The 11,886-nt window shown below is 61.0% G+C and carries 11 protein-coding genes and 1 pseudogene; 7 read left to right on the top strand and 5 right to left on the bottom strand.

Features of this window, described 5'->3' with window-relative positions:
• Nucleotides 1–37: 37 nt before the first annotated feature.
• From QZ571_RS17590 to QZ571_RS17575, 4 genes are read right to left on the bottom strand one after another with little or no spacing between them, the layout of a single operon-like run.
• On the bottom strand, nt 38–412 hold the full coding sequence (locus QZ571_RS17590) for an acyl-CoA dehydrogenase family protein (RefSeq protein ID WP_295537376.1): 375 nt from the start codon (nt 410–412) through the stop codon (nt 38–40).
• On the bottom strand, nt 412–1,602 hold the full coding sequence (locus QZ571_RS17585; RefSeq protein ID WP_295537375.1) for an acetyl-CoA C-acyltransferase: 1,191 nt from the start codon (nt 1,600–1,602) through the stop codon (nt 412–414). Before QZ571_RS17585 ends, QZ571_RS17590 begins: the two co-directional genes overlap by 1 nt.
• Before the next feature lie 21 nt (nt 1,603–1,623).
• Complete coding sequence (locus QZ571_RS17580; RefSeq protein ID WP_295537377.1) at nt 1,624–2,391, bottom strand: 3-hydroxyacyl-CoA dehydrogenase; 768 nt, start codon at nt 2,389–2,391, stop codon at nt 1,624–1,626.
• Between the two features lie 12 nt (nt 2,392–2,403).
• Nucleotides 2,404–4,023 (bottom strand): AMP-binding protein, encoded by a 1,620-nt coding sequence (locus QZ571_RS17575; RefSeq protein WP_366929971.1) that lies wholly within the window; start codon nt 4,021–4,023, stop codon nt 2,404–2,406.
• Between the two features lie 268 nt (nt 4,024–4,291).
• Here QZ571_RS17575 and QZ571_RS17570 point away from each other — a divergent pair, with 268 nt between their 5' ends.
• The 7 genes from QZ571_RS17570 to rbsK all read left to right on the top strand — a co-directional run bounded on the left by QZ571_RS17570 (nt 4,292) and on the right by rbsK (nt 11,609).
• The gene (locus QZ571_RS17570) at nt 4,292–5,212 is read left to right on the top strand and encodes an AraC family transcriptional regulator (protein WP_295537371.1); all 921 of its coding nucleotides are present in this window, start codon (nt 4,292–4,294) and stop codon (nt 5,210–5,212) included.
• A gap of 512 nt (nt 5,213–5,724) precedes the next feature.
• Nucleotides 5,725–6,144: a D-ribose pyranase gene (gene rbsD / locus QZ571_RS17565; RefSeq protein WP_295537369.1), complete on the top strand. Its 420-nt coding sequence runs from the start codon at nt 5,725–5,727 to the stop codon at nt 6,142–6,144.
• Nucleotides 6,145–6,167: 23 nt separating this feature from the next.
• On the top strand, nt 6,168–7,655 hold the full coding sequence (locus QZ571_RS17560) for a sugar ABC transporter ATP-binding protein (protein ID WP_295537367.1): 1,488 nt from the start codon (nt 6,168–6,170) through the stop codon (nt 7,653–7,655).
• Nucleotides 7,656–7,675: 20 nt separating this feature from the next.
• On the top strand, nt 7,676–8,680 hold the full coding sequence (gene rbsC / locus QZ571_RS17555) for a ribose ABC transporter permease (protein ID WP_295537365.1): 1,005 nt from the start codon (nt 7,676–7,678) through the stop codon (nt 8,678–8,680).
• A gap of 35 nt (nt 8,681–8,715) precedes the next feature.
• On the top strand, nt 8,716–9,597 hold the full coding sequence (gene rbsB, locus QZ571_RS17550) for a ribose ABC transporter substrate-binding protein RbsB (protein ID WP_295537364.1): 882 nt from the start codon (nt 8,716–8,718) through the stop codon (nt 9,595–9,597).
• A gap of 60 nt (nt 9,598–9,657) precedes the next feature.
• Nucleotides 9,658–10,686 carry a substrate-binding domain-containing protein gene (locus tag QZ571_RS17545; protein ID WP_295537362.1) on the top strand — a complete coding sequence of 343 codons (1,029 nt, stop codon included), beginning with the start codon at nt 9,658–9,660 and terminating at the stop codon, nt 10,684–10,686.
• Nucleotides 10,683–11,609 carry a ribokinase gene (gene rbsK / locus QZ571_RS17540; RefSeq protein WP_295537361.1) on the top strand — a complete coding sequence of 309 codons (927 nt, stop codon included), beginning with the start codon at nt 10,683–10,685 and terminating at the stop codon, nt 11,607–11,609. Before QZ571_RS17545 ends, rbsK begins: the two co-directional genes overlap by 4 nt.
• 163 nt (nt 11,610–11,772) lie before the next feature.
• Here the strand turns inward: rbsK and QZ571_RS17535 are convergent.
• A pseudogene (locus tag QZ571_RS17535) lies at nt 11,773–11,886 on the bottom strand (IS5/IS1182 family transposase); the annotation flags it as partial.

Raw genomic sequence — 11,886 nt, 5'->3', positions numbered from 1 at the left:
CGGTCTGCGCGGCGGAACCAGCCGCCCCCGACTGGGGCTAGGAAGGGGAAAGACCACCGACCCGCGCGCCACGAGCGAGTTGGGGCAGGAAGCGACGTGTCTGCGCGTCGGGGCCAAAGCGCAGGATGGGCACGCAGCCACCCGAGGTAGGCACACTTATGAGGGGCGGGCACGCTCCGTCTCCTGCTGCGATTTCCTCTAGTGCCAGCGCATAGCCTGTGATGCCGATGTCGGACCCGCCATATTCTTCGGGCACCAGCATCCCGAGAAAGCCCAGCTCGCCCATCTCGGTAAGTTGTTCCCGTGGGAAAGCGTGGTCCCGGTCGCGTTGTGCTGCGCCGGGCACAAGGCGGCCTTGGGCGAAATCATGTGCCGCATCGCGGATCTTTTCATGCGTTTCGTCCAGCAGCATTACGCGATCCTTTCAATGGCAATCGCGGTCGCTTCGCCCCCACCGATACACAGCGAAGCAACGCCACGATTCACGCCGCGATCCTCCATCGCTGCCAGTAGCGTCACCATCACCCGCGCGCCCGAAGCGCCGATCGGCTGGCCGAGCGCGCAAGCCCCGCCATTCACGTTCACCTTGTCATGGGGCAGATCCAGATTGCGCATCGCCGCCATGGCGACCACGGCAAAGGCTTCGTTCACCTCGAACAGATCGACATCGGCAAGCTCCCAACCGGTCTTGGCCGACAGTTTGCGCATCGCCCCGATAGGCGCGGTCGAGAACAGCGAGGGTTTGTCGGCATAAGTCGCATGGCCGACGATTCGGGCGCGCGGCGTCAGGCCCAGTGCCTCGGCTTTGGAGGCGCGCATCAGCACCAGCGCCGCCGCCCCGTCCGAGATCGAGGAACTGTTGGCCGCTGTCACCGTGCCATCCTTGCGAAATGCGGGCTTGAGTTGCGGGATTTTTTCGGGGCGCGCATTGCCGGGCTGTTCGTCGGTATCCACGATGGTCTCGCCGCGCCGGGTTTTTACTGTCACTGGCGTAACCTCGGCCTTGAACCGGCCTTCGGTAATCGCGGCCTGCGCGCGTTCGAGAGAGCTGATCGCATAGGCATCCTGCGCTTCGCGGGTGAACTGATAGGTTTGTGCGCAATCCTCGGCAAAGGTGCCCATCAGGCGGCCCTTGTCGTAGGCATCTTCCAGCCCGTCGAGAAACATATGATCGATCACCTGCCCATGACCGAGCCGTGCCCCGCCGCGCATTTTGGGTAGCAAATACGGCGCGTTGGTCATGCTCTCCATCCCGCCAGCCACGATGATCTCGGCGCTTTGAGCGACTAACAGATCATGCGCCAGCATCGCCGCTTTCATGCCCGAGCCGCACATCTTGTTAACCGTCGTAGCACCAGAGCCAAGCGGCAAACCCGCCCCCAACGCAGCCTGACGCGCGGGGGCCTGTCCCTGCCCAGCAGGCAGAACGCAGCCCATGATGATTTCTTCGATCAACTCGGGCGCAACACCAGCATCTTTGAGCGCGCCCTGAATGGCAGTCGCGCCCAGATCGGGCGCGTTCACCTCGGACAGGACGCCCTGAAACCCGCCCATCGGGGTGCGCGCTGCTCCAACGATTACGATCGGATCTTGATCACTCATCTTAACTCTCCCGGAATACGTTTACTTCGCCGCCATACGCAGCGCGCCATCGAGGCGGATTACCTCACCATTGAGCATCTGATTGCGCAGAATTTCAGCCACCAGCGAGGCATATTCCGCCGGATTACCCAGACGCGGCGGAAACGGAACCGATGCCCCGAGACTGTCCTGCACATCTTGTGGCAGCCCCGCCATCATCGGTGTGCCAAAAATGCCCGGCGCGATGGTCACGACGCGGATGCCATAGCGCGCAAGTTCGCGCGCGGCGGGCAGGGTCAGCGCGGCTACGCCCCCCTTGGAAGCCGCATAGGCCGCCTGGCCGATTTGCCCGTCCTGCGCCGCGATCGAGGCGGTATTGATGATCACGCCGCGTTCACCCGTTGCGTCGGGCTCCTGTTTGACAATCGCATCAGCGGCGAGACGCAGCATGTTGAACGTGCCGATCAGGTTGATCGAAATCGCACGGGCGAAGCTTTCAAGCTTGTGGGGGCCCTCGCGCCCAACGATCTTTTCGCCCGGCGCGATCCCGGCGCAATTCACCAGCCCGTCGATCCGCCCGAATGCGTCGAGGGCTGCCGCAATCGCGCGCTGCCCTTCAGTATCACTTGTCACGTCAGTCTGCACGAAACGCGCATTCGACCCCAATGCGTCTGCCTTGGCTGCTCCGGCTTTGATATTCACATCAAGCAGAACCGCCTTGCCACCTGCGTCAACGATCATTTCACCAACCGCCGCACCCAAGCCCGATCCGCCGCCAGTGACGAGGAAAACTCTGTCTTCGATCTGCATTTCCATTCCTTCTCAGACTGTATCGAGTTTAGCGACTTCCGCGCGACGCAGCAGGAAACGCTGGATCTTGCCGCTTGGGGTCTTTGGCAAGTCGCTTACGAAATCTATGGCGCGCGGATAGGCATGGGCCGAAAGACGCGTCTTTACGTGCAGCCGCAGTTCCTCTGTCAGAGAGTCGCTGCTCTCCACTCCTTTCGAGAGGATGACGAAGGCTTTCACGATTTCGGTCCGCTCGGGATCGGGCACGCCGACCACCGCAGCTTCCATGACGGCGGGATGTTCGAGAAGCGCACTTTCCACGTCGAAAGGGCCGATCCGATACCCCGAAGAGGTGATCACATCATCGGCTCGCCCCACGAAGCTGAGCGATCCGTCGGCGGCGAATTCCACGCTGTCGCCGGTGCGATAATAGCCGCCTGCAATCTCGGGCGTGGGTTTGCCGTGATAGCCGGTGAACCACAAAAGCGGAGAGCGGGCGATATCGACAGCCAAATCGCCCGGCTGGTTGGTCGGCAATTCGTTCCCCTCGGGGTCCAGCACCGCGACCCGATAGCCCGGCATTGCGAACCCGGCCGAACCCGGCCGCACCGGATGTTCCAACCCGTGATGGTTATTGACCACCATGCCCAGTTCCGTCTGACCATAATGGTCGTGGATCGGCACAGCCAGATGTTCGTCGAACCAGCGGATCACCTCGGGGTTCAGCGGTTCGCCCGCGCTGCTGACGACGCGCAGCTTGCCCTTGACGCGGGCGGCGGCCTCGGGGCCAGCGGCGATCAAAAGTCGAAACGCGGTGGGCGATCCTGCGAGGTTCGTCACCCCCAACTTTTCGATCAGATCGTAGGTCGTCTCGGCGCTGAAACCGCCCTCGTAGAAGGTCGTGCCACGCCCCAAGGCCAGAGGCCCCGTCACGGCATAATAAAGCCCATAGGCCCAACCGGGATCGGCAATGTTCCAGAACGTGTCGTCTTCGCGCAGCTCGACGGCGTCGCGCATATAGATGGCAAAGGACATCATCGCGCGCAACGGCACCGGCACGCCCTTGGGGGCGCCGGTTGTGCCCGAGGTGGACATCATCAACATGAGGTCGGAGCCTAGCCGCATGACCGGTGTGAAATCGGGTTTCGCGGCTGCCATCGCGGCGCGCAGATCGATATCGCCGGGCGGCAGATCGGCATCGGGGGCGCGCACGAGCGCCACTTGCGGCGCATTGGGCACCGAGTCGAGCTTGGCGCGGTTGGCGCTGTCGGTCACGACGAGGCGGGCACGGCTGGTTGTCAAACGCTGCTCAATCGCTTTGGGGCCGAATGCGGTGAACAGCGGTTGATAGGCCGCGCCAACGCGCCATGCGCCCAGAACCGTTGCCATCAGTTCGGGCGTGCGTGTGAGCAGTCCAGACACCACATCACCCGGCTGCACGCCAGCGTCCGAGAACACATTGGCAGCGCGCGCCGCCATCTCTTGAAGATCGGCAAAACTGTAGGTTTCGAATCGCCCGTCGGTCGCGATCCAGGTCAGTGCGGTGCGTCCGCTGGCTACATGTCTATCGCAGCATTCAACGCAGGCATTCAGCCCCGTCTCCAGATCGCCGCTGAGCAACTTTTGGGCGTTTTCGAGGGAAAACTGGGCCATGGCCTTGGCATAGTCGGGCCGGCCCGCAGTCACGGGTGTTGTCATGAAAATCTCCTCCCTTGGCGGCCGGGCATGATCGCGCCAGGCCACCGTTACGCGGGAAGTGTATCTGTCTCGGCATTGCAAACAATGACATTTGAGGTCTAAATTAATGATCAATTTTGCCATACCCTTGGAGTAGATCATCGAACGCCGCACTATCCTGCCTGGTTTTGTCGAGGACGCGCTGTCGTGTCTGCGCGCTCAAGGCTTTGCCTCAGGGGACCTTTTGGCTGCTGCGGGACTATCCGATCCGGTGACAGATCTAGTCACCAGTGAGGAGTATGGGCGGCTTTGGACAGTGATGGCGGCTGCAGCCGAGGACGAGTTTTTCGGCCTCGCTGCGCGCCCAATGCGTCCGGGGAGCTTCACTCTGATGTGTCACGCTGTGCTGCATGCCCCGAATCTGGAGCGTGCCCTGCGCCGTGCTTTGCGGTTTCTCAACGTCATGTTGGAAGATCCGCGCGCGGAGTTACGAGTTGAGAGCGGCGAGGCACAGATCATCCTAAACGATGCCGGGCAGCCGCGCGTGGCCTTTGCCTATCGCACCTATTGGCTGATCCTGATGGGGCTGGCCTGCTGGCTGATTGGGCGGCAGATCCCGTTGCGACAGGTCGATATCGCCTGTCCCGCGCCCGAAAATCGTGTAGATTACCGGCAGTTCTTTGGGGCACCCGTGCGTTTCGATGCGCGGGTCCATAGGCTCACTTTCGATGTGAACTTTTTGGCTTTACCGGTGAACCGGTCAGAACAGGCGCTGAAGGTGTTTCTACGCGGCGCGCCGGCAAATATCCTTGTGCGTTATCGCCACGATGTAGGACTCGCAGCGACGGTGCGCGATTGGCTGCGAGGCTGCCCGCCGCCGCTATGGCCCAGTTTTGATGCGCTGGCAAAAACGTTGGAACTGAGCCCTGCCACCCTGCGTCGGCGCCTGCGGCGTGAGGGACAGAGCTTTGCCGCAATCAAGGATGAGTTGCGCTGCCAACGCGCTCAAGAGCTACTGGCAGGCGATCTGAGCGTGGCCGATATCGCGGGGGAGCTGGGTTATAGCGAACCCAGCGCCTTTCACCGCGCCTTTCTGAAATGGACCGACCGGCAACCCGGCGCGTTTCGTTTGGCGTTGCGCGCGGGATGGGAGGGGCTGGTCTGACTTTTAAACAATGGTGGCGTAGTCGTCCGATTAGCACATCTTGGCGGATTTAGTCTGGTCAATAGACACAGTTGCGGTGTTGATGATGGAGTCTGTCAACATATATGGCGCCTCAAATAGGATTTGGACGGACGATAGACCGCCACGATGGCGCGGTGCAACCGCGCTTTGCGCAGGCGTGAGGGGGGGCTGTGGTTTTCGCGGCGGGCGCCGCTCCAGATCCGGCGTCCCTCAGATGTCTAACGCTTGAATCCAAGCCGGCATCCGCGAATCCAGCTGCAATTTCCGCAGGAACCGTGGGTCTTGCTTGACCATGAGCGCCATTCAAGCGCTTGGACAAGAGCTTTTCCCCAATGCACCGAGACTTTTAGCATCCGGGTAATATGCACGATGTGTTGCGCCACATTGGGTCGTTATCGAAAAAAAACGATTGCGCAAACGTTTTTCTTGAGACATCTTTCCTTTGAAGGCACGCTGAGAGGGCAGCGCGAGAGCTTTCCGGAGGAGGACAAATGAAACGACATGGGATATTGAATCCTGCGCTTAGTCGGGCGCTCGCACGGATGGGGCACACGGACGCCATCGTTATATGTGACGCGGGCTTGCCAATACCGGACGGGCCCGAACGCATCGACCTGTCCCTCCTCCCGGGTGTTCCGTCATTCCAATATGTGCTCGCCGCAATCATGGCCGAGCTGCAGATCGAACGAGCCCAGATCGCAACCGAGTTCGCAGAACATAGCCGCAAGCTTCACGACGAAACGATCTCGCGAATGGATGCGCACACCGAGGTGCAAGGCGCGCCAATCGCAATTGAACGGATTAGTCACGAGGACTTAAAGCATGCAACGCGCAATGCCCGAGCCATCGTGCGCACCGGCGAATGCACACCCTTCGCGAACGTCATCCTCTATTCTGGGGTGCTGTTCTGACGGCACCATTTAAGGAGGCAAGCATGAGCAAAACCCTTCTCGAACTGCGCAACATCTCAAAGACTTTCGGGGATGTCAGGGTGCTTGACGGCGTTAGTCTTCGAGCGCGGGCAGGGCGCGTGCTAGCGCTTGTCGGTGAGAACGGGGCCGGAAAATCGACACTGATGAAAATCGTCACCGGCATCCATCAACCTGACCCGGGCGGAGAAATCTTGTTCAAGGACGCCCCCGTCGCCGTCGTCAATCCGCGTCAGGCGATCGATCTCGGGATCGGGATCATCCACCAGGAACTGAACCTGCTACCGGGCCTGTCGGTGGCCGAGAATATCTTTCTCGGGCGCGAACCTCGACGCCCTTTCGGCCCGATTGACTGGCCCCAAATGCGCAGTGACACCGCCGGATTTCTGGCGTCTCTGCGACAGGATCATATTGACCCGCGTCAACCGGTCGAGCGCCTTGGTGTCGGCGCCCAGCAGATGGTTGAGATCGCGCGCACGCTGTCGCAGCGGGCCGAAGTTATCATCATGGACGAGCCCACAGACGCCCTGACCGATGTCGAGACAGCAATCCTCTTTGAGGTAATCCGCCACCTGAAAGCCGAGGGCAAGGCGATCATCTACATCTCGCACCGGCTTGGCGAAATCTTCGCCGAATGCGATGACGTCGCTGTTCTGCGCGACGGGCACCTCGTGTATGAGGGCCAGGTTGCCGATCTGACCGAGGGACAGCTGATCCATCACATGGTCGGGCGTGACATCACCGATCAATATCCTTACGCGGCGCAAGTGCCCGGTCCCGTGCGGTTAGAAGTTAAAGCTCTCACCGCTCAGGGTATCTCCGACATTTCCTTCATCGCCCATGCCGGAGAGGTAGTAGGCTTCGCGGGCCTGATGGGTGCGGGTCGAACCGAGTTGGGCCGCGCGATCTATGGTGCAAATCGTGCAGCTTCGGGCCAGATCCTGATCGACGGACATCCGCGTAAAATGCGCTGTCCCAGCGATGGCGTGCGTGCGGGAGTTGCTTACGTTACGGAAGATCGAAAATCTGATGGCTTGATTCAGCCGCACGCAATTCGGACAAACATGGCGCTAAGCGCGCTGCCGACACTGTCGCCGGGCGGCGTGGTGCGCCGCGCTCAAGAGCGGTCGGTGGTCGACGACTATATGCGCCGTTTCGCCGTCAAGGCACCGAACATGGAAGCCGAGGTGCGCAACCTGTCGGGCGGAAATCAGCAGAAAGTGTCTCTGGCAAAATCTCTGCTGACCGATCCGAAGGTTGTGATTCTCGACGAACCCACCCGCGGCGTCGATGTCGGTGCGCGTCGCGAGATTTACACCCTTATAAATGAGATGAAGTCGCGCGGTTTGTGCGTCCTGCTGATGTCCTCGGACATGCCTGAACTGCTTGGCCTGTCAGATCGCATCCTTGTGCTCTCGCAAGGCCGCCTGACTGGCACCTTCGCACGCGGTGAGGCCAGTCAGCACGCGATTATGGAACGCGCCGTCGCGTAAATGAGAAGGAAGCCCCAGATATGAGCACCCCTGGCCCCGGACGCGCCGCCGCCGCGATGACTGTCAAACCCGCATCAGCGGGCACCCTGATGCGTGCTTTTGCCGCCCAAAAATCGTTGATCGGTCTTCTGATCTTGATGGCAGTCGTTACCATGCTCAGCCCGCATTTCCTGACGACGGATAACCTGCTGATTGTCCTGCGCCAGACATCGATCAACGCGATTATCGCCTTCGGTATGACCTTCGTAATTCTTACCGCCGGGATCGACCTGTCCGTTGGCTCGGTGCTGGCACTTACCGGAGCCGTCTGCGCCACGCTGATCGGCGCGAATTTCAGCCTGCCCATCGTGCTGATCGCCACACTCCTATTTGGGACCGCGCTTGGCGCAGTCAGCGGTCTGATCGTCTCAATCGGACGGGTCCAACCCTTTATCGCTACGCTGGTCGCCATGACCGCCCTGCGCGGTGCAACCTTAGTGTTTAGTGGCGGCCGCCCGATCGACGCGGGAGAAGGTGTAGCTGCTGATGCCTTTTGGTATCTCGGCGGCGGCTATCTTTTTGGAATCCCGGTGCCAGTGATCCTTGCTGGCGTGGTCTTTCTGATCTGCTGGTTCGTGCTCTCGCAGATGCGCTTCGGTCGCTATGTCTACGCCGTCGGCGGGAGTGAACAGGTCGCCCGACTCGCCGGGATCAATGCGGGTCGCGTTAAGGTGGCGGTCTACGCGATCTCTGGCCTGATGGCGGCGCTCGCTGGCATCGTCCTGACCGCGCGACTTCAAAGCGCGCAGCCAACCGCGGGCACCTCCTACGAGCTCGACGCCATCGCCGCCGTCGTCGTCGGCGGCACCAGCCTGATGGGCGGGCGTGGCACCCTTTTCGGCACCCTCATCGGCGCGCTTATCATCGGCGTGCTCAACAATGCGCTCAACCTGCTGGATGTCTCATCCTACTACCAGATGATCGCCAAGGGCGCCGTAATCCTGCTTGCCGTGCTGGTCGACAGCCGGGGCAAGGCAACGAACTAACCTAAAGAAAACGCAACCATCGGAGGAGATTAATCATGCGTAAGTTTCTTGCCCTCGCCGCCACTGCGGCATTTCTAGCGGGGGCTGGCACTGCCGCCCAAGCTGCCGACAAACTAGCCCTCGTTGTTTCGACACTGAACAATCCCTTCTTCGTCTCCCTGAAGGACGGCGCAGAAGCTCAAGCGAAGAAAATGGGCTTCGACTTGATCGTTCTCGACAGTCAGAACGATCCCGCCAAAGAGCTGTCGAATGTCGAGGACGTGCTTAACAAGGGCATCAAGGTGCTGCTTATCAACCCGACCGATTCCGACGCTGTGAAAGCTGCGGTCCGCACCGCCAACCGCGCCGATGTGCCGGTGATCACGCTCGACCGCAGTGCCAATGGTGGCAAGGTCGCGACCCATATCGCCTCGGATAACGTGGCGGGCGGTAAGATGGCCGGGGACGAGATCATCAAACTCTTGGGCGGCAAGGGCAAAGTGGCCGAGCTTCAGGGCGTTCCGGGCACCTCGGCTGCACGCGACCGTGGTAAAGGCTTCCACGAGGCGATCGACGCAGACAAGGGGATCGAACTGGTCGCCAGCCAACCCGCTGATTTCGACCGCACCAAGGGTCTCAACGTGATGGAAAACATCCTTCAGGCGAACCCTGATATCCAAGCCGTCTTTGCTCAGAACGACGAGATGGCATTGGGCGCGCTCAAGGCGACCGAGGGTTCGGGCAAGAAAATCTTCATCGTCGGCTTCGACGGCACCGATGACGGCATCAAAGCAGTGGAGGCGGGGACCTTGGCTGGGACGGTTGCGCAACAACCCGACCAGATCGGCGCGCTGGGAATCGATGCCGCCGCCAAAATTATGAAGGGTGAAAAGGTTCCTGCCTTGACCTCGGTTCCCCTCAAGCTGATCACCAAGTAAGCTCATTGCGACATTAGCGGCGCCGGATTGATCCCGGCGCCGTCTTTTCCCCAGAGGATTATGAAAAAGAACATCACGATAAAAGACGTCGCGCGCGTGGCTGGAGTGTCAAACAGCACGGTCTCGCATGTCGTCAATAGCACTCGCTTCGTTTCGCCCGAGACGGCGCAGCGCGTGCGCGCGGCGAGCTCTGAACGGGGATTCGCGCCCAATGGCGTGGCGCAGGCGCTCAAAGGGCATCGCACCCGCACTATCGGAATGATCGTGACCTCTTCGACGAACCCGTTCTTCGCGGAGCTAATTCATGGTGTCGAGACTGCCTGCTTCACACGTGGCTACAGCCTGATCCTATGCAATTCTGAGGATGACCGCGAGAAGGTTCAGGCCTATCTCGATACGTTGCGCGCCAAGCGGATCGACGCGCTAATTATACTGTCGTCGAACCAGCAGCCGGGCATGACGGCCGAGCTTGCTAGGACCTCCGGCGTTCCGACGGTGGCACTCGACGATGAGGATGCGGCACCTGCAAGCACCATCGCCGATGACAGTCTGACAGGTGGCACTCTAGCAGCCACCTATCTGACCGAGCGCGGATTTCGCCGTATCGCTTGCATCACAGGCCCGCTCGAACACTCCCGCTCGGCGATCCGTTTCAAGGGCTTCACCGAGGAACTTTCGCGCCGCGGTATTCACTTCGACCCCGCGCTCGCTATCGCCTCGGACCCGACCGTCGCGGGTGGCGATGTCGCCATGCGCGCACTTCTATCCCTTCCGCAAGAACAACGGCCGCAGGCCGTGTTCTGTTTCAACGACGTCATGGCGATGGGGGCGCTCAGCGCCGCCTACCAATGCGGCATCGAAGTTCCCGGCCAGATCTCCGTGATGGGATATGACGACATCGAGATCGCGGCGTTTACCGCACCTCCGCTCACGACGATCCGCCAGCCTATGCAAGATCTGGGCCAACGTGCCGCCAGCGTCATTATCGACCATCTCGAAACCGACGCGGACTTACCCGATCGCATCAGGCTTACGCCGAAGTTGATCGAGCGCAGCTCCGTCGGCCAAATATCAGGACCTCAAGAATGAGCATACTCGTCCTCGGCAGCGTCAATGTCGACATCACCAGCTATGGCGCACGCCTGCCCGCGCCGGGCGAAACCGTCCATGCCGAAAGCTATGCTATCGCGCTTGGGGGAAAGGGCGCCAACCAGGCGGTGGCAGCAGCACGTTTGGGGGGAGATGCCAAACTGGCCGGCCGAACTGGCACCGATGCCTTCGGGCAGATGGCCCGCGACTGGCTGGCGCGGACCGGCGTGGATACGGGTCCACTATGGCAAGACCCGGACCATCCGACTGGAATTGCATTGATCGCGGTTTCCCGGGATGGCGAGAACGCGATCACCGTCGTCGGCGGCGCCAATATGGCCATCAGTGCCGAGGATGTGGCGCGCCTTGATTCAGCCTTTGCCTCGGCAAAGGTGTTGCTGCTGCAGCTCGAAACGCCGCTCGAGGCCGGGCTTGCAGCCGCTGGCAAGATGCGCGCAGCCGGAGGGATGACTGTGTTCGACCCGGCACCTGCTCCACGCGCGCCATTCGGCCCAGAGGTATGGCGTGCGGTCGACGCGATGACCCCCAACGAAACCGAAACCGAGGCCTTGACAGGTCTGCGCCCCATCGACCCGGCCAGCGCCGCGCGCGCCGCGTCCATCCTGATCGAACGCGGCTTGCGAATTGCAGTGATAAAGATGGGGGCTGGTGGCGTCTACTGGCGAGCCCCCGAAGGTGAAGGCCATCTTCCCGCCATGCACGTTACCGCGATAGATACGGTCGCAGCTGGGGACTGCTTCAACGGGGGGCTTGCCTTTGCGCTAGCGCGCGGCGACAGCCTGCCCAAAGCTCTGCGCATCGCCAATGCCTGTGGTGCCTTGGCGACGACACGCCGCGGAGCCTCTGACGCTGCCCCCACCTTGGCCGAAGTCGAAATTCTGCTCAAGTCGCTTGGGAGCTAGATGCAACTAGCCGCTTTTCCGCGCGGGTGGAGCCTACGTCACCTAGTGTTGGCACGTGGCTGTAATCGAGCGGGGCGCCTATGCGGAGATATCCATCTGCCTCAACGGGTGAGAAAGGCGGTGCGAAAATCTGCCACGGTAGCGGCGGGATTAGGCTCAGGACTCATAACCAGAATAAGACAGTTGCAGCGAGAGCGATGGCTGACAGAAATACCTTTGGACATCTGTCATAGCGGGTTGCGACACGCCTCCAGTCTTTTAGACGGCCAAACATGAT

This window comes from uncultured Thioclava sp. (assembly GCF_913064665.1).
In the GTDB taxonomy this organism is placed as follows: Bacteria; Pseudomonadota; Alphaproteobacteria; order Rhodobacterales; family Rhodobacteraceae; genus Thioclava; species Thioclava arctica.
Note: the sequence above shows the minus strand (reverse complement) of the source record. Positions and strands in the feature narration are given on the sequence as shown.